Genomic DNA, 23796 nt, shown 5'->3' with positions numbered 1-23796 from the left:
AGGGCTCCTTCGGCAGCGGGGCCGAGCGCCTGACGGAGGATCGCGGACCGCGCGGTGAACGGGTCGGTCTTCGTGGGGCAGGTCAGGAAAGGCCCGAGCGAGCCTGCAGGGCGTCAAAAGTCGCACGTGTGGTTTGAGCTGGGATTTCTCCGCCGGGCTATGCGGCTCGGCGGTATTCGTTGATCGCTCCTGCGAGTATCTCGTGGCGTTCGATCCGTGTACCGCGTCAAAGCTCGCGCGTAGGGACTGAGCTGGTGTTCCTCCAGCCGACTATGCGTGTAGCGCGTCATGTCAACGACGGCCGAATTCAGGGTCTGGCACGAATTCCGTGAAGGGGCGGGCTCAGTCGGCGAGTAGGACGCGTTTGCGCAGGAGGTCGGGGTTGGCTCGTCCATACATCTGTCGCTTGAGCATCTTGATGCGGTTGACGTGTCCCTCGACCGGGCCGGAGCTGTAGGGCAGGGTCAGACCCGCGCGGGCTGCGTCGAGATCACGGCGCAGGCCCGTGATGAAGGAGCGCAGTTCGGGTAGGTCGTCGGCGTCGGCTGTGGCCATCCAGCGTTCGAGGTGGTGGCCGTGCCGGTTGACCATCATGTCGGCGAAGGTGCGGACGTGGTCGTAGAGCCTGGCCAGGGGTGGGCAGGCGGTGGTGAGTGCGTCCAGGTGTCGTTGCTCGTCGGTGGTGAGGGTGGCGGGGTTGCGCAGCAGCCATCCGGTGGCTTGCCGCACCGTGGGCGGGGCTGGGAGCGGCGGTTGTCTGGTGGTGTCCGAGCGCCAGGGCTGTAAATATTGGCGGACGGTGGTCGGAGCGCCGCGGTAGCCGCGTTCGCGGAGTTCCTGGTGGAGCTGTTCGGCGTTGGTGCAGCCGTCGTTCCAGCGCTGGCGTAGGTAGGGCTCGAAGGCGTCCAAGGCTCGCGGGCGGCGTCCGGTGCCGTCCTTGACCAGCAGTTCCTCGGGAGTGGCGGCGCGGGCGAAACGGCGCACGGTGTTGCGGGCCAGGCCGAGCTCAGCGGCGATCGCGCGCAGGTCCTGTCCCTGGGCGAGCAGGTGGTGGATGGCAGCATGCCGCTGTCGCGTCCGCTCCGCCAGTGGTCCTGTTCGAGCTGGTGGTTGGGTGTCTGGCCTGGCTGGCGTGGTGTGGGCTTCGCCGGTTTCGGTCGGTGGGGTGAGTGACGGGAGCTCACGCAGGACGGTGCGGTGCTTGGCCAGGGTGCGTTCGACGGTCTCCCCGAGATTTCTCCACATGTGCCAGCGATCAGCGACCTGGGTCGCCTCCGGTGCGCCGCGGGCGGCGCCTTCGGCGTAGCTGCCGGCGCGGTCGCGGCAGATGATCTGGACGCCGGGATGGTCGGTCAGCCAGTTGGCCAGTGCGTCAGCGGAGCGTTCGTCGAGCATGTCGATGGGCCGCCGGGTGGTGATGTCGATCAGGATGGTGCCGTAGCGGTGGCCCCGGCGCAGGGCGAAGTCATCTACTCCGAGCACCTGTGGCCCTGCTTGGAGAGCGGGCTCGGGCAGGGCGCGGATGATCCGGATCAAGGTCATCCGGCTCACTGCCGTGGCCAGTCGGTCGGTGAGTCGGGCGCCGGCCCGGCCGCCGAGCGCCAGCGCGATCGTCCGTAACGTTTTGCAGCAGGGCAGTGCTGTGGCAGCCGTAGCGCACGGTCAGTCCGGGCACCTGCTCGACGAAGGTCTGCTGGCCGCACGCCGGGTTGTGGCAGAAGAAGCGCGTCACCAGCAGATGGATCAAGGTTTCCGATGGCGGCATCGCACAACCGCCGTTCGTATCGGCTGTGCACCCTCTGCGACACCTCTCCGCACGCGGGACATGACGCCTGCGACGTGCCCGTTCTGGCCTGGATGCGTACCGACTTACCGGAGCGGAACACACGCTCGATACAGATGCCGGCCAGGTGAGGCAGGAAGACTTCCAGCAGCTCCGAGACGATCACCAAACATGATCAACAAGCCGCGAGCCGAGTCCACCGGAAGATCACGGAATGTGTGCCAGACCCCGAATTCTGACCCCCTGACGACGGGCGGGTTCTAGGGGGAATTCCAGCGGTCGTCGCAACGCTGCCGATCTTCACATCATGCCAGCGCCTCCTGGAAGACTTCGACAGGTGTTCGCCAGCCCAAGGTCTTGCGAGGCCGGTGGTTGAGGCGATGTTCCACGGCGCGTAGGTCTGCGGCGGAGTGGACCGACAGGTCGGTGCGTTTCGGGAAGTACTGACGGAGCAGGCCGTTCGTGTTCTCGTTGGTGCCGCGCTGCCAGGGGCTGCCTGGGTGAGCGAAGAACACTGCGCCTGCCGATAATTGCGTCCGCCCAGCTCACGGCCATGTGCGCCTTGCATAGCGTGCGCGAGCTCCGGCCCTCAGCGGGGAAGACGCATGCGGCATGATGATCGACCGCGCTCCTTCGCCTGGCCTATCTCGCCGTCACGAACGCCTTCGCCGCGCTGCGGTTGCTGCCCATGAGCGATCGGGACAAGGACGGCGAGATATTCGCCATGCACCATCAGATCACCGTGCTTGAACGGCAACTCGGCGCCGATGCCAGGGGGAGGTTCACGCCCAAGGACCGGGCTTTCCTGGCCGCGCTGCTGACCTCGCTGCCGCGTGAGGTCCTGCGCCGGTACGGCTGCTCGTCCGGCCGGATACCGTCTCACGCTGGCACCGCGATCTGATGAAACGGCGTCACGCCCGTACCTGCCGGCCGAACCGGCGAGGGCGCCGGCCCACGATCCGCTCCATCCGCGTCCTCACCCTGCGCCTGGTTGGCGAGAACCCGTCGTGGGGATATCGGCGGGTGCCTGGTGAGCTCACCACGCTCGGCATCAAGGTCGCTGCGTCGACGGTCTGGGAGATCCTCAAGCAGGAAGGGTTTGATCCGGCATCCGAGCGGGCGTCCATCGCGTGGGCGGACTTCCTGCGTTCGCAAGCCGACGGCCTGCTGGCCTGCGATTTCACCGAGACTGCGCAAGTACATCCTGGCGGTCATCGAGCACGCCACCAGGCGCGTACGCGTGCTGGGCACCACCGCGCACCCTAACGCGAGCTGGGTCATCCAGGCGGCCAAGGATCTGGTGATGGATCTGGAGGATGCGGGCTGCCTGGCGCGCTACCTGATCCGAGACCGGGACGCGAAGTTCCCGGTCCTCATGGACGAGATCCTGGCCGAGGCCGGCATCGAGACCGTGCTCACCGGTATCCGAATGCCGCGCATGAACGCGGTCATGGAGCGGTGAGTGCAGTCGTGCCGCCGCGAGCTTCTGGACCGCTGCCTGGTCTGGAACGAACGTCACCTGCGGCACACCCTGCCTGAGTACGAACGGTTCTACAACCAGCACCGAGCCCACCAGGCTCTGAACCAAGCAACTCCGCTGCGTACCGTCCCGGCTCCGAACACCGATCCGAAACGAATCAACGACCTGAACATACGCCGGCGAGATCGGCTCGGCGGGTTTTCCACGAGTACTCACATGCCGCTTGACCTGCGTGGACGGCAAACGCAGTGTCTGGCCAGGTCACACGCCGGTTTCACATGCCCGCGTGCCTACGAACTGCGGGAACGCGGGGCCCATGTGTCGGAGTTTCTGGATCTAGGGAGCCTGAGCTTGCCTGGCAAGATTGCCCCATGGTCCCGAGCCCCGAATCAGCCCAGAGCTTCGAGGAGTTCCACGAGGCGCTCGTTTCCCTCTATCGATCAGTTGGCGCCCCCAGCCTCCAGGAACTGGACCAACTCGCTCGAGACACCATAGGGTACGGCATTGCTCCGATGGCGCTGCATGAACTTCTCAGTGGTCGCCGCAAGGATCTCGTCTCACTTGAACACCTATACGCCCTGGTGACTGGCTGTTACGTATTTCGTGATCGCCAACGTTTCCGCGCGGAGGAGCTCTACAGGTGGGGTAGGCATCGCTGGCGACTGGAGATCGCCTTGCGTGATCCTCTCCCCGCCATGGCGGAGCAGGTCGCTGATCTCCTGCCGCCTGCTCTGCGGGTAGAGGGAACAGAGCCGGAGCCCCGGGAAACGCCGCAGCCTCGTAGGCGCTGGTGGCGGGCACCGCCTCTAGCCATGGCGTTGGTCGCCGTCGCGGTTGCAGTTGGCTTAGGTGCTCTGTTCGGCTCCGCCCTCACACATCGGACTAATTTGGGAACTGCCGACCTGTCGGCTCTCATCACTTCGGGAGCAGCGGGCATCACCTGTTTGGTCGCCGCCGCACAGATGATCATCAACGCGCGGACAGCCAGGAGATCCGAGAAGAAGCAGGAGGAGAGGACCCCCACTGATGTGGCGACTTGCTACATCGAGGCATATCGCCGTACGACCGCCGCGTCACGGCCCAGGCCCAGAGCCCGCGAAGTAATCAGCGTTATCGAGGAGGTTTCTGGGACATCCATCACAACAAGGATCTTCGGCAACTCGCAGCGCGACAACTACAGGTCAAGACGCGACGTGGATCTTATTCTCGCAAAGGCGCGAGCCCTGGCTGTGGAGCGCCTGACGCCAGACACGTATCGGCGGTGGCTCTCTGGGCGGAATGGGCTACGCTTCCGGCCTGGAGCCCGTCGAGATTTCCATCAGGTGCGCCAGTACATCGAACATCTGCGGGACATCCTGGACAACATTCCTTCGCCAACGCCATCGGTCGAAGGGAGCCCTACTGCTCGCAACGGGCACCGGGGGACCGAGGGGCGTAAGGCTCTTCCTGACCACCCTCCAGATCCATCACTAGATTCTTCATCGCCTGCATAACCCAAGGTCACGTCCACACTGTCGGCCTCGGCCGATATCAACGCCTCAGCCATGGTCTTCACCATGGATCGCAACAGATCCTCGGTCTCGATCTGCCGCGCCGACCACTGAGGGGCCTCGGACCGGACAGCGTCTGATGGTTCTGATCTTGCTTCCTGAGCGATATGGCGAGTACCGGTAGTCCTTCGTGCGCTCCAGCGGAGTTGCTTGCGGTCCAAGATTGGACCGGCGCACTGACCTGCAGTACAAGGCAACCACGGGCTGAGCGCCGTGCGCGGCGTGCTCCTGGGCTCGGTCGCCTGCGGAATCGCGGGTCATGCCCCCGCCATGTCGTGGTAGTGATGGAGACGCCCACTGTAAGCAGCGGTGAGATCGTCGTCGGCATGGACGACTCCACAGGAGCCGCGAACGTGTTGGAGTTCGCCTTCGCGGAGGCGGCGCTTCGCCAGGCCGACCTGCGCGCCGTCCGCGTGTGGAGCAGGTACGCCACCGGAGGCGGCATCCAGCCGGTGCCGGACGGCTTCGACGAGGACGAGAAGTACGAGTCCAGGCAGCTGAAGGAAACGCTGGCAGGCTGGTGCGAGCGCTACCCAGACGTGAACGTGATCGAGGAAGTCATCCAAGGCCACGCGGTCGACGCGCTGACGAAGCCGCGCGAGCTGCCGACCTGCTAGTGGTCGGGTCGCACGGACGTGGCGGGCTGACGGGGATGGTGCTCGGCTCGGTCAGCCATGCCATGCTGCACCACGCACCAGGGCCACTCGCAGTCATCCGTCAACCATGATGATCAGGACCCGAGCGGGCGACCGCATATTTCACAATGGAACAATTTCAGTCACACCAGGGAAGAGGACTACCTCCTTACGGCGATACTTCATGGCGATCCGCTCCACCGAGGTCATTTCTGTCGGTAGCGCATGTTCTTATCTGCGGTACGGCCTTTAGCCGCGAACACCCTTCCACTCAAGCATCGAGGAGTCGCCATGCCAGAAGGGATGTACTACCGCAGGGGACACTGGGTGAGAAAGAGAAGACCGAAATTTGGAGGATCGGGATGGCTTATTCTCGCCGTCGCCGCAGGGCTCGCATGGTTTCTCGTCTCCGGCCCCGACGAGTCACCAACACCCACTCCCCCGCCGGCACCGGTGTCTGACCAATCACCTCCGGCCCCGCCGATCAGGCCTCTCCCGCCAGAGCCACCCGAGGCCCCATGAGACGGCCGCGAAACCGACTACGCAACCGGTTACGTCCCAGAATGCCGCGAACCGGGACCGAATGGATCGCCGCCGCATTCGTCGCCGTGGCCGCCGCTTCCATTGCGTGGGAGATGATTCGGTCCGCCGTCGAAATCATTATGAGCCACTGGTATTTCCCTGTCGGTCTGGTGGCCATCGCCGGGGTGATCGGGGTGGCCGGCTGGCGATGGAAAACCGCGTCGGCTCTTCGTCGGGCTTCCCGCCTACGGCATCTGCGCCTCACCCTGCACGAGATTGATGCCATGTCCCCCACGGAGTTCGAGCACGCCGTGCGTGACCTGATGATGCGTGACGGAGTCATGGCCGAGCACGTCGGACAGCGGGGCGACAAGGCGGCCGACGTCATCGGTCGCGACACCGGCGGGTATGTCATCGTCGCCCAGTGCAAGCACACCACCGTTGGCGGGAAGGCGGGCTCACGGGTGGTCTACGAGGTGAATGGAACCGCCGGCCCCGCTCATGGCGCGGACATCGCGATGATCGTCACCAATGGTCTGTTCACCCGTGACGCGCGTGCGGTCGCCGCCGATTTCCGTATCCACCTGCTGAGCCGCGATGAGCTCAGCCGATGGGGCGGCGAGGGGACAACACTTCAACAGCTTCTCGGGCTGGGCACGCCGCTACGGCGGTGGCGGCGGGTGCGGTACAGCTCCGAGCGGTTCATGAACCGGGCTCGTCGCGTGCGCGGCGCTCGTGCGTCCTGAGTGCGCGCCCTCCATACACAGGACCTTGAGTGTCGAGGGTGCTGATCGTCCGATGGAGCAACCCGGAGATCAGATCGGGCGATCCGGCTGGGCGGCATGTGATGTCGGGCGAGGAAGTCTCGCCCGACACGGCACCAAAGCCGCTGCAGAATAGACACGGGTGACCTCCGATCAGGACGTCTTCTCCGCAGGGGCATCTCGGCCAGGCGTCCTCGCTTCAGCAGCGGCTGGCCAACCGCTGGACTCCGATGACCACCGAAGTGGTGGCGCCTGTCGGCTGATGCTCGCGGTGCGCCGGAGCTGGGTTCCGCGCGGCCGCGGAGGGCGCGACGGACCGTCCGGCGGCATTCGAGCGCCGGACGGTCACCTCCGCGTAGGTGGGGTACCGGCGCCCCGGGACCTTCGGCCCTCACGTCGGAGGCCTTCGGTCGATGACCTGGGACGGTCCGCGTAGAAGCTCGTGGAGTACGACGGGAGGCCGGTCATGAAGCTGTCGCCCGGCCGGATGACCTGTCCGCGATCCACGACCGTCGCGCAGGGCGGCGAGGATGGCGGGCCGGTCGGTCTCGAAGCGCTGGTCGAGTTGTTCGGTGCGTCGCTGGTCTTCGCTGATCAGTTGGAGGTCGAGCATGTAGATGCGTTCGGCGAGGTCTCCGGCCAGGGCGCCGGCGTCGATGGTGGTCATGGCTAGGACGCGACGGAAGGACAGGACGACGACGTCGTCGTCGGTGTAGAGGGCGCGGTCGATGATGCCCTCGCCGGTGACGGCCTTGCACAGGGTGTCCGACAGCCAGGGGGCGATGGTGGAGACGTTGTCCAGGCACAGGGCCCATGAGTTGAACGCCTGGGTGGCCCAGGCTTTGACGTCGCGCGGCTGGGAACGTTTGGTGGCCGCAGACGGGTCGACCAGGTTGATGACCTGAGTCGCGCCGGGTCTGATGGAGGCGCGATTCCTTGAGAGGATCGAGTCATGGCACGTCCGTCCCCCTACCCTCCCGAGCTTCGTGAGCGTGCGGTGCGCATGGTCGCGGAGGTCCGGCCGAACTAACCAACCGAGTGGGCTGCGATGAAGTCGGTCGCCGCGAAGCTGGGCATCGGAGCGGCGGAGACCGTACGCACCTGGATGTTCTGTCCCGATAGGTTGATGACGCGACTGGCGGGTGGTTGACCTTTCAGCGCGGTGTGTCCGCGGTGATGGTTGTACAGGTGCAGCCATGGCGCAAGCGGCGCGGCGGTCGACTTCGGAGGCGTAGGGGCGGGCGTAGGCCCACTCCTCGGCCAGGGTGCGGTGGAAGCGTTCGACCTTGCCGTTGGTCTGTGGCCGGTAGGGCGGGTGCGCTTGGGGTGATGTTCAGGTGGGCGCAGGTGTCGGCCCACAGGCGTGAGCGGTAGCAGCTGCCGTTGAGTTCCTAATGGATGTCAAGGCGGTGGGGTCGTAGCCTGAGGGGCAGACGGGCCGGTCGACGGAGCGTGTTGCGACTCCTTTCTTCGCCGGCCCGTTTCTGGTGTTGGCGGCCGGTGACGGGTGTGGGTGGTGCGCCGTGCCGCGCGAAGTTCGGTGGGAATGGCGTATCGCTCGGCGACGATGACGCGGGCTTGGGCTGCGTCGACCGTACGGCCGTCGGTGTCGCGGAGGGTGTAGTGCTCGCCGCGCCGCCCGCAGGCGGCGATCCGCAAGTTCTGTGTCACAGATGTGCGGCGCCGTGGGCGGAGGCTAGGTGGTCGTTCGCAACCGGGCCTCGGAGGCCCAGTGGGGTGCGTTCCAGTGGTCGGCGATGGTGACGGCCTGGGTGAAGTGGGCGGCGGCCTCGTGGTCGCGGCCGAGGAAGACGGCCAGTTCACCGAGGGTGTGGGCGACCGGGCGCAGCGCCACCGACAGGCTCGCGGCGCCCGCCGGGGGGCCGTTGCGATGCGGAAGCAGCGTCGCGTAGATCTCCTCGGCGGCATCGCGGTCGTTCAAGGCGACGATGGCCATCGCGCGCAACGTTGTGAGGAAGGTGAAGAAGAAGTCGGGGCGGATCGGGCTGGGTGACGCGCGAACCTCGCGAGCTTCGGCGTCCAGGCCGTTGGCGTGGAGGGCGAGCGCGAGCAGGTCGGAGACCATGGGGCCAAGCACGGCGTGGAGGGCGCGAACGTCGTCCAGGCGCGCACCGAGCGTGCCCTCGTTCAGCCAGATCGTAGCCAAGGCGAGTTGGAGAAAACCCGTGGCGTGCACCGATCCGATGCGCCGCATGCCCTCGTCGGCCTTGATGTAGAGGAGTTCGGCGTCGGCGAACCGGCCTTCGATGAGCGCCAGGCTCGCCAGCGTGATCTCGGCGACGGCGATCGCCTCGCGCATTCGGTAGGTACGCGCGAGCTCCAGGGCATCGGTGATCACCTGGTGCATGGTCACCGGATCGTTGGCGGCGGCGGCGACCCCGGCATGGTTGAGCAGCCCGGTGACGCGGTAGACCGGCAGGTCGTGCTTGATGCCAATCTCCACGAGCTCCCGGCAGACTTCGGCGTCGCCGTGGACTTCGGCCAGGATCGCGAGTGCCGCGGCCCGCAACCGGGGTCCGGTGGCGAGGTCGAGTGCCTCCCTCGCTGCCTCCACAACGGTCGGGTCATCTTCGCCGATCAGTTCGTTCGCGTAAGCCGTCAGGAGCCGGGACCGCATAGGAGGGGTCAGGTCACGCTTCAGCAGGCGGCTCAGGCGGTCGACGATGGGCCGGTCCACTGTGCCGTACGTACGGGCCTGCCAGGCGGTCGGCTCCGTCCACGCGGTGAACGCAGCGATCATCAGGTCGTCGCGGCCCAGGGACTCCGCGTATTCCACGGCTTCACGGCGTGTCTCGCGGGCCGCTGCGACGGCTCCCGCCCGGATCTGCGCGCGCAGCAGCCTGCCGAGCAATTCGATGCGTTCGTCCGGTCCGGTCGAGTTGGCGACGGCGTCGGTGAGGAGGCCGGCCGCCACGTCGTGGGCGTAGCGGGCCTCGGCAAGCTCGGCGGCCTGGACGCAGTAGCCGACGGCCTTCGGTGAGCCGGCGCGCGCGTAGTGGTGGGCCAGCGCCGCGATGTCGCCGGTGCCTTCCAGGGCGTCGGCGATCCGGGCGTGCATCCGGGTGGCGCGCAACCTGCTGAGGTCGGCGACGAGCGTGTCCCTGACGAGGGCGTGGACGAAGCGGACGAGGCCTGGGCCGGGCTCGTCGAGGAGCCCGGCGATGACGCCCGCGTCCAGCGCGTCCAGCACGCCGTCCTCGTCGGTGTCGGCGGCCTTGACCAGGACGTCCACCGAGCTTTCCCGGCCCGCGACCGCGGCCAGCCGCAGGACGGACACGCCTCCCTCGGGCAGGCGCGCGAGCCGTCGGCGCAGGACGTCCCGTACGCCTTCCGGGACCTCGGAGAGGGCGACCAGCGCGCCTTCGCCGTTCAGCAGCCGGGCGCTTTCGCGCACGTAGAACGGGTTGCCGCCGGTGCGCTCCGCGATCCCGGCGATGGTCTCCTCGTCGGCCTGGCATTCTGTCCGTACGAGCTGCGCGACGGCCTCGTCGGTCAGCCCCGGCAGCGCCAGGCGGAGGGGCGTAGCACGCGCGAGGGAGGCCAGCGTTTCCGTGAGATGCCCGCTCTCATCCGCGCGGTACGCGGCGACGACCAGGATCGGGCCCCGCAGGCCGAGGACGCCGCCAAGCAGCTCAAGCGTGGCGGCGTCCGCCCAGTGCAGGTCGTCAAGCACGACGGCGACCGGGCGTTCCTCGGCGACCGCTGCGAGCCACTTCCACACGGCTTGGCGCAGGCGGAACCGGCCGGCGGTCGCGTCGGCGTTCAGCGGCTCCGTGTCGGTGAGCAGTGGCGCGAGGTCGTCCGCGAACTCGCCCGGTGACGTGGTCGCGGCGACGGCTCTGAGCACCTCGGTCCAGGCCCACGCGGGCGGCGCGCTGTCGACCTCGGGGCAGTGACCGGCGGCGACCAGCCATCCGTCACGTTCGAGCCGCCTGCCGAGGTGTTCCAGGAGTGTCGACTTGCCGAGCCCGGCCTCGCCCGTGACAAGGGCGATGCGGGCTCCGTCGGAGGCGGCCTCGGCGGCGGCCGTGACCAGTGCCGACAGCGGTGCCTCGCGTCCGAAGAACGGCGCCTCGATGACCGGAGCCGTCCCCGGTAGTGGGACAGTCGCCGGGAGAGGGGCCGTCTGCGGCAGTGGGGCGGCCGGCGGGGGCGGCGGTACGGCCGCGCGGAGGACGTCCGTGCGCTGGGTGAGGATCGCCTCCTCCAACGCCGTCAGGTCCGGGCCGGGGTCGAGCCCGAGCTCCTCGGCGAGGATGTCGCGGGCGCGGCGGAGCGTCGCCAGCGCGTCAGCTTGGCGGCCGCTGCTCCACAGTGCCAGGGCGTGCAGCCGCCAGCCTTCCTCGCGGAGGGGCTCGTCGCGGGTGAGCCGCTCGGCCTCGGGAACCACCGCGGCGGGGTCGCCGATGCGCAGACCCGCCGCGACGTGCGCTTCGGTGGCGACCAGGCGCAGCTCGTTCAGCCGGGCCGTCTCGGCGGCGGCCCACGGCTCGTCGGCGACCTCGGCGAACGCCGGTCCCTGCCACAGCCCCAGCGCCTCGGCGAGCCGGGCCTGGGCGACGCGTGGGTCGGTGTCCGTACGGGTTTGGCCCAGCAGGCCCTCGAACCGCCAGGCGTCCACCGACTCCGGGGGCAGCCGCAGCGCGTAGCCGGGCGCCGCGCTGACTAGCAGCCGGGCCGGCGTGCGCGGCGGACGTCCGGGCTCCAGCAGCCGGCGCAGGTTGGACACGTACGCCTGCAAGGACATCAGCGCTCGTGCGGGTGGTTCTCCGCGCCACAGGTCCTCGATCATCCGGTCGACGGGCACGACCTGCCCGCGCGCCGCGACCAGCAACGCCAGCACGCCCCGCTGCCGCGGCCCGCCGAGGTGAACGGCCGCACCGTCCACCTCCGCTGCGAACGCACCCAGCACCCGGATGAAGACCATGATCTGCACATCGTATGTGGACGTTCCAAATCGGCTCCAAGCCCCCTCCAAATACCCGGGAACAGGCTGAACACGTCGCAACCAATGAAGGGCGAGAACAGATGAGCGTCGACACCCAGGATATGGAGATCGTCCACCGCGTGCTCCGCCGTGAGTCACGGCTGCTGGTGGAGCTCGTCGCGGCCGTCGCCCCGGGTGACACCACTCGCGCCAAGGTGATCGCCGACCACTTCCGCGTCTACCGGCTGGGCCTGCACAACCATCACGAGGGCGAGGACGAGCTGCTGTGGCCGCCGCTGCTTTCCCGGGTGGACCTGGAGGCCGACATCGTCCTGCGCATGCAGGCCCAGCACGAACGCATCGCAGCCACCCTGACCAGGCTGGACGCCGCGGTCCCCGCCTGGGAGGCCGCCGCGGGCGCCGACGAACGCGACACCCTCGTGGCCGCCCTCACCGAGCACCGCGCGGTCCTGCTGGAACACCTCGACGACGAGGAGGCCACCCTCCTCCCGCTCGCGGCCAAGCACATCACCGAGCAGGAGTGGGCCTCCCTGGGCGACCACCTGGTGCACAACACTCCCAAGCTCACCCTGCTCACGCTCTTCGGCGCCGTCCTGGAAGCGGCGAACCCGGCCGAGCGCGCCATCGTCCTCAGCGGCCTCCCCACCCCGGTCCGCGTCATCTGGCACGTCATCGGCCGCCCCCGCTACGCCCGCCACATCCGCCGTGTCCGCGGCTGAACCCTGCCCAGTCTGAACATCAAAGGAGAACAACCATGTCGCAGAAGAAGCTCAACACCATTCTGGCCACCGCCGTCGTCCTGTTCACCCTCTACCTTGGGTTGTCCTTCGTCCTGCCCCTCGAGACAACCTTCCCGGGCCTGTCGAACTGGCCCTCTGACGACAGCGGCTTCCCCATCATCAAGGGCAGCCGCGAACTCGCGATGGGCCTGGCCATGGGCATCCTGCTGGTGACGGGCCACCGCCGCGCCCTGGGCTGGGTCCTGCTGATGGTGGCCGTCGCCCCGTTCGGCGACATGGTCAACGTCCTGGCCCACCACGGCTCCGAGGCCGCTGCGTTCGGCATCCACGGCCTGACCGCGGCGCTGATCGCGGTCACGGGCCTGCTGATCCTCCGCGAGACCGGCAAGGCGCACAAGGCCCAGGAGGCCACCGCGCAGCCCGCCTGACGTCTTCACGCCCCGATTTTCTGTGAACTCGAAAAAGGAGACGACGATGACGATCAACGATCTGCGCGGTGTCCTCAAGGGGCGCGTGCTCCTGGCCGATGACGACGGCTTCGAACAGGCGGCGACCGCGTGGAATCTGACCGTCAGGCAGCCGGTGGCGGCCGTGGCGGAGGCCGCGGACGCCGATGACGTGGCGGCGCTCGTGCGTTACGCGCGGCGGGCGGGTTTGACGGTGACCGCGCAGCCGAGCGGGCATGGCGCCTCGGGTGATGTGGAAGGGCTGATCCTGTTGCGTACCGGCCTGCTGAACGAGGTGGAGGTACGCGCGGAGGAGCGCGTGGTCCGGGTGGGCGCGGGCGTGAAGTGGGGGCAGGTGCTGGCGGCGGCCGGTCCGCTGGGTCTGACCGGCCTGGCCGGCAGCGCGCCGGGGGTCAGCGTGACCGGCTACACCCTGGGCGGTGGGGTCGGCTGGTTCAGCCGCAGGTACGGCTTCGCCTCCGACAGCGTGCGGGCCATCGACATCGTGGACGCCGAGGGCGAGCCGGGCCGGGTGACCGCCGAGTCCGATCCCGAGCTGTTCTGGGCGCTGCGCGGCGGTGGCGGGGACTTCGCGGTGGTGACCGCCCTCGAACTCGAGCTGTATCCCGCGCCAGTCCTGTACGGCGGGCGCGTGATCTGGCCGGAGCACCGGACCAGGGAGGTGTACGACGCGTTCCTGGAGATCACCGCCGAGGCGCCGCGTGAACTCAGTGTCTGGATCAACCGGTTCCAGCCACCCGGCGCGCCGCCGATGGTGACGCTGGATCTGGCCTACCTGGGTGAGGCGGCTCAGGGGCAGGACCTGCTGGCGCGCATCGACAAGATCGAGGGCGCGATCTCCGACAGCCGCGGCGTCGTCCCGGTCGCCGACCTGGGTCACATCGCCGCCGAGCCCACCGATCCGGCCCCATCCATCGCTCGTGCGGAGCTGCTCACCGGCCTGGACGCGGACGCGGTGGAGCGCCTGCTGGCCAAACCGGTCGAACCGCTCATCAACCTGCAGATCAGGCACCTGGGCGGAGCGCTCGCCGAGCCGGGCGGCGGGGCCGGTGCCAGCGGCGCGGTGGCTGAGCCGTACCTGCTCGGCCTGCTGGGTCTCGGCCTGCCGCACGCGGCCGATGCGACGCGCGCCAAGCAGGCCGAGGTCGTGGCCGACCTGGAGGCCTACATCAGCGGCCGCAAGCCGTACACCGTGCTGTCCCCCGGCGACACGGCGGCGAAGTCCTTCTCCGGCAGCACGCTCGCGCGGCTGCGGGAGATCAAGCGGGCCCGTGACCCGCACAACGTGTTCCGCGCGAACTACCCGGTGCTCGGATAGATCGGTTCCCAGCAGGTCACGGCCCCTCCGCCCACCGGGCGGCGGGGCCGCACCGAACCCGCGTGACAGATGTCGCCGCGAGGACTGTGAAGGGCACACCCACACAGGAAGGACTCGCACAATGAGAGGTCGCCGGTGCACCGTGGCGATCAGCAGATCCGCCGGCGCATCGGCGACCTGGGGAGGTGGCGCTGGCGCAGTGGGCCAACGCCGGGAGCGCGCTGCTCATCATCGCGATCCTGTTCCTTGGCCGGCGCAGCCTGCCGGGGTGGTGGCCGCGCAGGATCCTGCTCGCGCTGCATTGGCTGGTCACGGCGATGGCAGCCGTGGGCGGCGTCGGCATGCTGGGCACCGGGCTGTTCACCGACCGGGGCGGCGCGCTGTTCGGCGGCTACTGTTCGGTGTGGGCCGTCCTGCTGTTCCTGAGCACGCGCGCGTCCACACCATCACCGCCGACGGGCGCGGCACCCGGGTTGAAAGTGCAGATATCGCCTGCGTCGGGAACTCGCCAATCGCGGAGGAGCCTGACTACCGCCACAAAGATCATTTCCATGGACGAGCATCGACCCGTAGATCAGCCGCCGTGGATGACATCGAATTCACTGCGGGTGATCGCCATGACTCGCACCGGCTGCCCGTGGGCCGGGACTACCGTCTCCCGCTCCTGGCGCATGCCCAGCTTCGTCATGACGCGGGCGGACGCGTGTTCGACGTGGCAGATGCTAATGATCCGATCCAGGCCCGCCTCGGCGAATCCGAAGCGCAGTGCCTCTTCGGCTGCCTCGGTGGCGATACCTCGGCCCCAGAAATGCCGTCCCAGCCGCCAACCGATCTCCACAGCCGGCAGCACTTCGGGCAGGAAGCCGGGGACCGTCAGCCCAACCCAACCGGCCAGCTCCCCGGTCTCGCGCAGCTCCACGGCGAATATTCCGAAGCCACGCTCGTCCCATCCCCGCTCCATGAACGCGAGCGCGGCCGCGGCCTCCTCCCTGGTGTGGACCGAGCCGTCACCGATGAAGCGCATGACCTCTGGATCTCCGTCGATCACGGACAGCGGTTCCAGATCCTCCTCACGCCAGCGACGCAGCACCAGCCGCTCAGTTCCCAACCTCATCGCCGATTGATCTCCCCTCATCGGGCTGCCTTGAGGCATCCGATCCCGCAGACACAGCGAAGGCGCCCAAGATCTGTTTTGTGGCGACAGACCTGGGCACCTTCTTGATCGCACTATAGGCCTCCGGGGAGGATCGGACCGGTTTTGGCGGCGGCGATGATGGCCCCTCCACGCAGGTCCGTGCGATGAGCTCTCCGCCCGCCGTGGTCACCGTGCGAGTGTGTTGACGACCAGGTCAACGTCCTCGGGCCTGTCCCGATCACCGAGCAGCAAGTGACAGGACGAGCGAGAGGATGAGGAGGATGAGCCCGGCCGCGGGGGCCTGAGCGAGGGCGGCGGAGGCGCCCCACGCGTCGGCGGCGCGCCCGGCGAGGGACGCTGCCAGTGCCGAACCGGCCGCACTGGCGGAGTTGTTCCAGGTGAACGCCTGGGTGAGGACGCCTGGGTGGACAGCCTTTTCCGTGAGCACGTTCAGCAAGACGAGCCTGGGCGGTACCGCCGCCTCCGTGACCACCACAGCCGCGCCGAGCCAGATGGCGGACGGCGCGAGGGGAAGCAGCAGCGCCGCGCCCGTCAGACAGGCGGTGGCGATGACGAGTTGGCGGCGCGGTGGGGCGGGGTGCCGTCGCAGCCCGTAGAGCCAGCCGGAGAGCAGCCCGCTGAGGCTGGAGGCGGCGATGATCGGCGCGGCCGCGCCGGGAACCCCATGGCCGATGGCGAAGGAACTCACAGAGACCCCCATGGTTCCGAAGTACAGCCCGATGGCCAGGTTGAGCAGGGCGAGGAGGAGGAAGGTCGGCTGCAGCAGGGTCCGTCCGATGCGGGCACGTTCGGCCTGCTCACGGGCGGGCGGGGGCGCGGTGCGGCCCTGCGCGGCCAGCGCCCCGCCCCCGCCCAGGGTCAGAGCCACGGCAATGGTGCTGGCCAGGGCCGCGTCGCCGACCGCGCCGAGCGAGGTCACCAGGACCGGCCCGATGAGGAAGGCGGTGGCATTGGCCAGCGACTCCAGGGAGAAGGCGGTAGGCAGCTCGCCGGCCCGTTCGCCGCGCAGCAGGTGGGCCCACCGGGCTGCGGACAGGGCACCGAGCTGGGGGACGACCGCGCCGGCGCAGGTAGCGGCGATGATCGCGGCGGTGGTGGTGGATGCAAGGACGCCGGCGATGGCGACGCCGTGGGCAAGAAGGGAGAAAGGCAGGACGCGGGTCTGACCGAACCGGTCGACCAAACGGGCCAGATGCGGGCCGATCAGGGCCTCGGCGAGGGCGAATCCGGCGGTGGCCAGGCCAGCGGTGCCGTAGGAGCTGGTGCGGGCGTGCAGCAACCAGACCAGGCCGACGCCGGTCATGGCGATGCCGACGCGGCCGACAGCGGCGGTAAGGAAGAAGGCGGCAGCGCCGGGGGCGCGCAGCAGGGGACGGTAGCCGGTAGCGGCGCGGGGCATGAGGGTGTCCTTCATCGCCGCCCGGCGGGGCGAGCCACCTGAGGCCGCCGGCGCCTGAATGATGCAGAAAGGTGCGGCCCCTGGCCCGCCGGGGGACGTCCAGGACTGCGGTGGGGACGGGACACGCGCCCTCACCGCCGCCCGCGACACCAGGCGGAGGAAAACGTCGGGTGCCCAGGCAAGGCGGGTCCGGGCGACTAGGACAACCCTAGTAGGACGGCAACGGCTTCAGTATCTAACCATGGCTGGGAACACAAACAGTAGCCATCGTTACTCTCGGCTACCTTGGGGCTCATCGCACGAACCCGAGTGGAGGGCCATGATCATAGGTTGTATCGCAGATAGTGAGTCTTATCTGCGATAGCGTGGGCGCCCTCGCCGATAGCTTCTGCCCTCAGATTCCTCGTGGGTCTCTCGGCACGCTTACGGCCGCTGCCCCATACGGTTGATCGGAGCCGGTGGGGAGCCTGCGGGCCCACCCGAGCACCTGGGTTGCTAACCCGGCATAGTCTGCGCCGACGGCGTGGAACACGGTCGTCATCAGCTTCCGGCCCTGCGCCGTGTCCGTCAGGGCCTCCTCGATCCACGCCTGCGGTGCGCCGCGCTTCAGCAGCCGGCGTTCCTGCTCGGCGGGCGGGCAGTCCAGTAGAGCCCATCGGACCGGCCCGTCCCAGCGGCTGAACGCTGGGACCTCGTCGGCGTCGGGGATTGGACACATCAGCAGCACAGGATGGCCGGCCCGGCGCACCATGGTCACGATACGTCGCCACATCCGGTCATAGGCAGGCCAGATCGGCGACGCCTTCGGGAGGAGAACGCCGACGAGCTGGCGGACGGCTGCGAGTTCGGTGCAGGCCGTGTCCGCTTCGCGGCGGGCGGCGTCGCGTTCGGCCTCGGTGCGAGCGAGCGCGACCGCCGCGCCGGTGGTCTGTTCTGCGGCCTGCCGGTGGGTCTGGGCGAGTTGGTCGCGTAGCCGCTCGAGGTCGCCCTCGGAGCGGCGGGCGCTCGGCGGTCAGCTCCTGGCGCGCCTCCCGAGCCTCGGCGTGGGCCAGGGCGCTCATGTCCTTGCGCCCTCGTGCAAGGTCGTGGCCCTCGCGGGAGTCGTGGGCTGTGCGATCTGCCTCTTCCAGCGCAAAGTGGCGGCAGAATCCCCGTTTCGGCGCCCTCATCGTGGCCATGGTGATGCTGTTGACGATAGGCGCGGGCTGGTGAAGACGCGCCCGTGACGGAACCCGATCTCCGTCCGGCGCGTTGGGCTCGGTGATGGACGAGATTCCTGGTTTGACGGAGTTGGTCGCGCGGCTCACCTCCGATGAGCACGGCTTCGTCGCCGTCCTCCCCGAACTAGACGGCGTCGAGGGGTTCGGCACCACCGCGCTGGCAGCCGCCGCCTGCCATATCCCGGAGGTGGCCGAGCATTTCGGCGACGGCATCGACTGGCTCACCGTCGGCGCGGCCCCGCCCCACGTCGTCGAGTCCCTCGTACGCGACCGGCTGGAGTCCTTCGGCGTCCCGTGGATAACGGCGGACGCCGAGCCCGAGTTCGAGGAGCCCGGCACCGGCCTGCTCGTGCTCGACGGGGTGCGGACCGACGAGCAGTTGCGCGCCTGCCTGAGCCTGACCTCGGATGTCACCGTGCTGGTGACCGCCAGGACCGCGGACATCCTGCCCGGACTGCCGTCGATCATCCAGCTCAAGGTCCCTGAGGGGGGCTGGCCCCTGCTCGCCAGGCTGTCCGGGTCGCTGGGGACATCGGTGGACGACGCGTTCGACCTCGCCGATCCGGCCGCCAGGGCCTACGCCGTACGGAAGGTCCTGGACGCCGGGCTGCCGTCGCTCTCGCCGGGGGCGCTGCCGCGTCTGCTGGAGCTCGGCGCCTTCGCCGCGGACAGCGACATCCCCGCGAGCGTCGTCCCCGCCGTGTGGCAGCGGACGGCGAGCCTGTCGAAGGGGGCGTCCGAGCGGCTGCTGGCCGAGCTGTGCGAGGCCGGGCTAGCGGATCTCCGCCCCGACCGCGACCTGCTGCTCGTACCCGACGTGGTCCGTGACTACCTGCGCCAGGCATCGAGCGGGGAGGCCGTCTCCCGAACCGCCAAGGCGCTGATCGGCACCTTCACGGACGTCGAGGAGACGGTCACGGACGAGGCCGTCATGTACTGCCTCGCCCACCTGCCCGACCACTACGTGGCGGCCGGGGAGGACCTGGCCGACCTGGTGACCCAGACGGGCTGGATCGCGTCCAAGCTCGCCTCCCTAGGCATCGCCGCCGTCGACCATGACCTGGCCAGGGCAGGCGCTCCCGAGGCGGAACGGCTGCGCCGTACGCTGGCCAGGAACGCGCATCTGTTCACCCACGGCGACCGCGGCGCGCTCCTGCCCACCCTCGCGGCCCGCCTGTACGGCGACGCCGGCGAGCTGCGCGAGATGCTCCACGCGGCCGGCGAGCCGTGGCTGGACTGCCTGTGGGCGCCGCCTGACCTGCCCCATCCGGCGCTCGTCCGGACGATGCGGCTCAACGACGAGCGGGTGACCCAGGTGGCCATCAGCCCGGACTCCACCTGGATAGCCGGCGCGAGCTGGGAGGGCAAGGCCAGGATCTGGAACCTCGACGGCAGCCTGCGCGCGACCCTCAGCGGTCACGAGGACGCCGTCTCCTCGGTCGCGATCTCCGCCGACGGGACGTGGCTGGCCACCGCGAGCTGGGACCGGACGGTACGCACCTGGCTGGCCGACGGCACGCCGATCGCGGTCATGGAGGCGGCCTACGGCGAGGTGCAGCAGGTCGCGATCGCCCCCGACGGCACCTGGATCGCCGCGGTGACCGACGACGGCAGCCTGATGGCGTGGAGCGACACGGGCAACCCGCTGTGGCGCGTGCAGGCGCAGGCCGACGAGCACTCGAAGATCGCCATCGGTGCCGGCAGCGCGTGGGTGGCGCATCCCTGCGAGTATGGCATCCGCGTCTGGAACAGGGACGGCACGCAGCGGTGCGCCATCCCGCTGTCAGAGGATCTGCAGGTCGCAGAGGTCGTGGCCCATCCGCTTCGGGACGCGATCGTGGCACTCCACATGGACTCCCGCGCGCGCTGCTGGAGTCCGGAGGGGGCGATGGAGGGCGTGGTGGAACCCGCTCTCGACGACTGTTCCGACATGGCGATGTCGTCCGACGGCCGGTGGCTCGCCGCGTCCGCCGACCGCCCCGAGGGATTCGTCACGGCCAGGCTCGACCGGCCGCGAGAGGAGATGGGGTTCGTCGCCCGCCACGCCCTTGTGAACGACCTGGCCGTCAGCCGGGACGGCACGCTGCTGGTAACCGCGATCGAGCCCAGCACGATCCAGGTCTGGGACCCCGCCGGATTCCCTGCCAGGGGCGAGGACCACCGTCGCACGATCGCCAACGCCGTGGCGGTGGCCAGGGACGGCACCTGGCTGGCCACCGCGGGCATCGGGTTGTCCTTCTGGGATCCGGCGGGCGGCCGTCCCGCGACCGTGGCGGAGGACACCTTCTTCACCTCGGTGGCGATCTCGCCCGCCGGCCGCTGGCTCGCGACCGCCGACTCCGACGGCCTGGTCCGGCTCTTCGAGCGGGACGGCACGCCCATCAGGACGCTCAAGGTGTGCGACGACTGGGCCGACACGGTGGCAATCGCCCCCGACGGCTCGTGGCTGGCGGCCGGCGGCCGCGACGGCCGCGCCAGGCTGTGGTACGCCGACGGCACCCCACTGACCACCATCAAGACGTCGGTGGAGGCCGTGAAGCACCTGGCCATCGCCCCCGACGGCACCTGGATGGCCACGGCAGGCTCCGACCGGATGGACCTGTGGGACGCGCAGGGCAGGCGGCTGGCTCCCACGCTGGAGACGCCCTCGTTCGTCGGTGGCCTGGCCATGGCGCCCGACGGTGGGTGGGTGGCTGCCGTGCACTGGGACGGCGGCATCGCGCTCTGGGACAGGACAGGCGACGCGGTCGCGACACTGCCCGGCGACGAGGTGCTCTACACGGGCCTCGCGGTGAGCGCGTCGGGCGAGCACCTGGCCGCCACGGCCGACGACGGCACGCTGCGCGTGTGGGACGTGGCAGCCCGACGATGCGTCTCCATGATCAGGATGGACGGCGAGCTCCACGGCTGCGCCTGGTCACCACGCGGCGCGCTGTACGCGGCGGGCGATGCGGGCCTCTACGGCTTCGCCCTGCGTTCGCTTCTCACCGCACCGACCTGACCCGACCGCTCCCACGACCACCAGCACCGGTCACCGCCTGCCTACACGCTGAGGTCATTGGTCCGGCAGATCCTGCACCTCACCGCAGAGATCGATGACCTGAACACCCAGATCACCACCGTCATCACCGCCTGCTGCCCGGCCCCGCTGCCGGGCTCATGACGGACGCTCCGTATCGGCGGTGGCCGAGCCCGGCTCCTCCCCGGCGCCCTCGGCGAGCCGATGCGCAGGCTCCTGTCTGATGGCCGCGAGCTCGGCGCGGGTTGTCTTCGCTTCGCGCCGCGCGGCCGAGTTTCGGGACGATCGTTCCTGCGGAAACGCACCTCCCGATCGTCCGGTGCGGAACCGTCCCGCATACGACCGTTTCCGGGACGCGACTTCCGGCCCCGTATGTGACCAGCTACAAATGAAGAGGTGGTGGAGTGATCGAGAGCCCGATCGCGTGCCCAGAAGTGACGGAATCCCACCACCTGCGTCAGAGCTGTCCGACGGCAAGGGGCGTCGCGGTCAGGCGTTCTGGGCATGGCCGCTGTCTGCTTCCTCGCGGATCAGGCGGACGATCCCTCCGGCGTCTTCTCCAGCCGCAACCCGTCCGGCCACACATGAGCGGCCTCGGGGTCGATCACCACAGCCCCGTTGAACGAGTATTCCGTGAAGGTCGCCTTGTCGAACCGGGCGTCCCCGGCGAAGGTCGCCCCGTCGAACCATGCGCCATTGGCGAAGACCGCCTTGGTAAGCCAGGTGTCCCCGATGAAGGTCGCCTTGCTGAAGATGGCTGTGGTGACGCTGCCGACGATCAGGCGGAAGTCGATGAGGGTGGCGCCGGTCAGGTCCAGGCTCATTCCCTCCCAGAAGGCCGGTGCAGCCGGGTGGGTGGAGCGCTGGCCCGCGGGGCGCTCGTCGCCCAGGTGGGCGCTGAGGATGCGCTGGGCGGTCAGCCGCACCTGCAATTCGCCCTCCCGGTCGCCGGTCTCCTTCTGCGGCGCGGGCTCGGCAGGCAGGGTGATGCCGGCGCGGGCGGCCTGGTAGCGGCGGCGGGCCGCCCGCAGCGCGGCTTTGCGCTCCCGCTCGGGATCGGGGGCGGGCGCGGGCTTGGGCGGGTCGTACGGCATGCGCAGGTAGGCGCAGATCACCTTCACGATCGTCTGCCGGTGGCCGGGGTTGTCTTGGGCCAGGCGCTCCAGCGCGTACAGCCCGCCCAGACGGACCGCGGCCTTATCGCTGCCGAGCTGCTCACGGCCTTGGTGTACAACTCGGTCACCCGCCGCTCGGTAGCGTCATGGGTGGCATGTGCGGCGGCGACCTCCTGATGCCGCTGCCGCCGGAACGCCAGCATCAGCGTGACGGCAGCCCCGACACCAGCGCCGGCGGCCAGCGCGGTACGCAAGATCTCCCCCCGCGCGGTGCCGGCCCCAGCCGAGCCGGGGGTCGGGGTGGTCAGGGCCGGGTCGGCCAGCAGCCACCACAAGGTGCCGCCCACGGCAGCACCGACCAGCACGACCACGGGGATGATCCACCAGGTCGCCGGGCGCGGCACACGCATCACCGGCGGAGCAGCGATCACAACGGCGGGACGGCGGTCACGGCGACGTGGAAGTAACGGCATCTCCCCATTTCAGCCGCCCGCGGCCCGCGTCCGAGCGGACGCTACATGATCGTTACCGAGAGGGATCGAACTTCGAAGTGATGCCCGGCGTGGGGCGCCTACCTGCGGCGCATCAGATGTGCTGAGCTGGATGGCTCAGGGTGCGGCTCAGCAAAGGTGATGAGGGCAGAACACCGACGCCTCTGAGTGCGATTCGCTGAACTGGGCGGCATTGGGTTGGCTGCGTCGAGACATCAAGTCGTTGCTCCTTCCGCGTCAGCCAACGACCGGCACATACCGGCGAACGAGAGAAGACTGGAACCCTGCGTGAAACCCGCTGCGCACGCGAAGGGGCCGCCCGTGAACGAATTACTTGACGTCATCGCCACCTGGTTCGACGGCCATTCAACCACCAGCATGGTGGTGTGGGGGTGGCCCATGCTGGTGTGGGGCCGCGTGGGGAAGGTCATGCTGTACTTCGCCGCGCTGTCCATCGTTCTGGACCTCCTCGACCCCGAAAAGCTGCGGGAGCGGGGCGGCGGATTGAAGGTCCGCGCTACAGACGCCCTCTCCCGTGCCCGGCTTAGGTTGTCTCAAGCTGGCGTGGCCGGCCTCTCCACGAGTATCCGGGGGCACTTCATGTCTACCTTCCCAGGCGTCTCCCATGACCAGTGGGGGATAACCGGCCAGCGCGGCGACCGCCACAGCGCTGTGTACAGTCGTCCGGATTACGTCCCCCGCGCGCTGGGTTGCTCGCTTGAGGAGTACCAGGCATTCCATCGAAGCGTCATCGCCGAGCTGGCCCGCGTCCACTCATGCGACGGCGAACACGACGGTCTGTGCTCAGCACAGCGTGGTCACATTCAAGCGCGGATCGACTCGTTCCTGACGGAGCACGTGCCCAGTGATCGGCGCCGGTACGTGGAGGCGATCCGGAGCTGGCTGCTCGCCAAAGCAGCGTGGTGGGCGCTGATGGGCGCAGCCGAGATACTCCTTGGCGCGCTCCTGCATCGCGCTCGGCCGCTGCATGTGTTCCGCTGGGCGGCGTTCGCCCTGGTGCTGATCGGCGGACCGCTCGACATGCTCGCCGCATGACGGCCAGTAAGGCGTCCAGCCCATGATCACCGAATCGGAATGTTCATCAGGGCACAGCGGGCGCCCTCCCCTGATCACTTTCACTGAGCCTGCATCAGATTGGCTGAGCAGG

Annotated in this window: 16 protein-coding genes and 4 pseudogenes; 12 read left to right on the top strand and 8 right to left on the bottom strand. The window is 69.0% G+C overall.

Annotation, left to right across the window (positions count from 1 at the left end):
• Positions 1-342: 342 nt before the first annotated feature.
• On the bottom strand, positions 343-1638 hold the full coding sequence (locus tag ABZX22_RS29095) for an ISL3 family transposase (protein WP_354914821.1): 1296 nt from the start codon (positions 1636-1638) through the stop codon (positions 343-345).
• Positions 1639-2088: 450 nt separating this feature from the next.
• Positions 2089-2298 (bottom strand): annotated as a pseudogene (locus ABZX22_RS29090) (IS30 family transposase); the annotation flags it as partial.
• A 173-nt stretch (positions 2299-2471) separates the two neighbouring features.
• On the opposite strand from ABZX22_RS29090, the gene ABZX22_RS29085 reads away from it, so the two are divergent.
• From ABZX22_RS29085 to ABZX22_RS29055, 7 genes and pseudogenes are all read left to right on the top strand, one after another.
• Positions 2472-2684, top strand: a complete 213-nt coding sequence (locus tag ABZX22_RS29085) for a hypothetical protein (RefSeq protein ID WP_354914675.1) — start codon at positions 2472-2474, stop codon at positions 2682-2684.
• Positions 2684-3049, top strand: coding sequence for a hypothetical protein (locus ABZX22_RS29080; RefSeq protein WP_354914673.1), 366 nt, complete (start codon positions 2684-2686; stop codon positions 3047-3049). Before ABZX22_RS29085 ends, ABZX22_RS29080 begins: the two co-directional genes overlap by 1 nt.
• The gene (locus tag ABZX22_RS29075; protein WP_354914671.1) at positions 3024-3245 is read left to right on the top strand and encodes a hypothetical protein; all 222 of its coding nucleotides are present in this window, start codon (positions 3024-3026) and stop codon (positions 3243-3245) included. The genes ABZX22_RS29080 and ABZX22_RS29075 overlap by 26 nt, the downstream gene beginning before the upstream one ends.
• 1675 nt (positions 3246-4920) lie before the next feature.
• Positions 4921-5540, top strand: a pseudogene (locus ABZX22_RS29070) (universal stress protein).
• A gap of 471 nt (positions 5541-6011) precedes the next feature.
• Entirely contained in the window at positions 6012-6716 is a 705-nt protein-coding gene (locus ABZX22_RS29065; RefSeq protein ID WP_354914669.1) for a restriction endonuclease, read from the top strand.
• A 484-nt stretch (positions 6717-7200) separates the two neighbouring features.
• Positions 7201-7407, top strand: coding sequence for a hypothetical protein (locus ABZX22_RS29060; RefSeq protein ID WP_354914667.1), 207 nt, complete (start codon positions 7201-7203; stop codon positions 7405-7407).
• Positions 7408-7686: 279 nt separating this feature from the next.
• Positions 7687-7842 (top strand): annotated as a pseudogene (locus ABZX22_RS29055) (IS3 family transposase); the annotation flags it as partial.
• Between the two features lie 2 nt (positions 7843-7844).
• On the opposite strand, the pseudogene ABZX22_RS29050 reads toward ABZX22_RS29055, so the two are convergent.
• Positions 7845-8046: pseudogene (locus ABZX22_RS29050) on the bottom strand (integrase core domain-containing protein); the annotation flags it as partial.
• 384 nt (positions 8047-8430) lie between these two features.
• Complete coding sequence (locus ABZX22_RS29045) at positions 8431-11682, bottom strand: BTAD domain-containing putative transcriptional regulator (RefSeq protein WP_354914665.1); 3252 nt, start codon at positions 11680-11682, stop codon at positions 8431-8433.
• A gap of 101 nt (positions 11683-11783) precedes the next feature.
• Between ABZX22_RS29045 and ABZX22_RS29040 the strand changes: the two genes are divergently transcribed.
• The 3 genes from ABZX22_RS29040 to ABZX22_RS29030 are packed head-to-tail and all read left to right on the top strand — an operon-like array spanning position 11784 to position 14228.
• Positions 11784-12422: a hemerythrin domain-containing protein gene (locus ABZX22_RS29040; RefSeq protein ID WP_354914663.1), complete on the top strand. Its 639-nt coding sequence runs from the start codon at positions 11784-11786 to the stop codon at positions 12420-12422.
• A 35-nt stretch (positions 12423-12457) separates the two neighbouring features.
• Positions 12458-12871, top strand: a complete 414-nt coding sequence (locus ABZX22_RS29035; RefSeq protein WP_354914661.1) for a DUF4267 domain-containing protein — start codon at positions 12458-12460, stop codon at positions 12869-12871.
• A 46-nt stretch (positions 12872-12917) separates the two neighbouring features.
• Positions 12918-14228, top strand: coding sequence for an FAD-binding oxidoreductase (locus ABZX22_RS29030; protein ID WP_354914659.1), 1311 nt, complete (start codon positions 12918-12920; stop codon positions 14226-14228).
• Between the two features lie 574 nt (positions 14229-14802).
• Here the strand turns inward: ABZX22_RS29030 and ABZX22_RS29025 are convergent.
• The gene (locus tag ABZX22_RS29025; protein ID WP_354914658.1) at positions 14803-15318 is read right to left on the bottom strand and encodes a GNAT family N-acetyltransferase; all 516 of its coding nucleotides are present in this window, start codon (positions 15316-15318) and stop codon (positions 14803-14805) included.
• A 283-nt stretch (positions 15319-15601) separates the two neighbouring features.
• Positions 15602-16783: an MFS transporter gene (locus tag ABZX22_RS29020; RefSeq protein ID WP_354914656.1), complete on the bottom strand. Its 1182-nt coding sequence runs from the start codon at positions 16781-16783 to the stop codon at positions 15602-15604.
• Positions 16784-18064: 1281 nt separating this feature from the next.
• Between ABZX22_RS29020 and ABZX22_RS29015 the strand changes: the two genes are divergently transcribed.
• Positions 18065-21004: a WD40 repeat domain-containing protein gene (locus ABZX22_RS29015; protein WP_354914654.1), complete on the top strand. Its 2940-nt coding sequence runs from the start codon at positions 18065-18067 to the stop codon at positions 21002-21004.
• A gap of 548 nt (positions 21005-21552) precedes the next feature.
• Here the strand turns inward: ABZX22_RS29015 and ABZX22_RS29010 are convergent.
• Together ABZX22_RS29010 and ABZX22_RS29005 are read right to left on the bottom strand one after the other, a co-directional pair.
• Positions 21553-22143: a pentapeptide repeat-containing protein gene (locus ABZX22_RS29010; protein ID WP_354914652.1), complete on the bottom strand. Its 591-nt coding sequence runs from the start codon at positions 22141-22143 to the stop codon at positions 21553-21555.
• Positions 22140-22508 (bottom strand): hypothetical protein, encoded by a 369-nt coding sequence (locus ABZX22_RS29005; RefSeq protein ID WP_354914650.1) that lies wholly within the window; start codon positions 22506-22508, stop codon positions 22140-22142. Before ABZX22_RS29005 ends, ABZX22_RS29010 begins: the two co-directional genes overlap by 4 nt.
• A 441-nt stretch (positions 22509-22949) precedes the next feature.
• Here ABZX22_RS29005 and ABZX22_RS29000 point away from each other — a divergent pair, with 441 nt between their 5' ends.
• Positions 22950-23684 (top strand): hypothetical protein, encoded by a 735-nt coding sequence (locus tag ABZX22_RS29000; RefSeq protein ID WP_354914648.1) that lies wholly within the window; start codon positions 22950-22952, stop codon positions 23682-23684.
• The last annotated feature ends 112 nt before the right edge of the window (positions 23685-23796 follow it).

This window comes from Nonomuraea sp. NPDC003804 (assembly GCF_040610675.1).
Lineage (GTDB): Bacteria > Actinomycetota > Actinomycetes > Streptosporangiales > Streptosporangiaceae > Nonomuraea.
Note: the sequence above shows the minus strand (reverse complement) of the source record. Positions and strands in the feature narration are given on the sequence as shown.

What these genes read in the sequence shown, in the direction of transcription:
- ABZX22_RS29060 (WP_354914667.1), top strand. Translation starts at nt 7,201, where the DNA reads ATGAAGCTGTCGCCCGGCCGGATGACCTGTCCGCGATCCACGACCGTC.
- ABZX22_RS29080 (WP_354914673.1), top strand. Translation starts at nt 2,684, where the DNA reads ATGAAACGGCGTCACGCCCGTACCTGCCGGCCGAACCGGCGAGGGCGC.
- ABZX22_RS29040 (WP_354914663.1), top strand. Translation starts at nt 11,784, where the DNA reads ATGAGCGTCGACACCCAGGATATGGAGATCGTCCACCGCGTGCTCCGC.
- ABZX22_RS29045 (WP_354914665.1), bottom strand. Translation starts at nt 11,682, where the DNA reads ATGGTCTTCATCCGGGTGCTGGGTGCGTTCGCAGCGGAGGTGGACGGT.
- ABZX22_RS29020 (WP_354914656.1), bottom strand. Translation starts at nt 16,783, where the DNA reads ATGCCCCGCGCCGCTACCGGCTACCGTCCCCTGCTGCGCGCCCCCGGC.
- ABZX22_RS29030 (WP_354914659.1), top strand. Translation starts at nt 12,918, where the DNA reads ATGACGATCAACGATCTGCGCGGTGTCCTCAAGGGGCGCGTGCTCCTG.
- ABZX22_RS29065 (WP_354914669.1), top strand. Translation starts at nt 6,012, where the DNA reads ATGCCGCGAACCGGGACCGAATGGATCGCCGCCGCATTCGTCGCCGTG.
- ABZX22_RS29085 (WP_354914675.1), top strand. Translation starts at nt 2,472, where the DNA reads ATGAGCGATCGGGACAAGGACGGCGAGATATTCGCCATGCACCATCAG.
- ABZX22_RS29035 (WP_354914661.1), top strand. Translation starts at nt 12,458, where the DNA reads ATGTCGCAGAAGAAGCTCAACACCATTCTGGCCACCGCCGTCGTCCTG.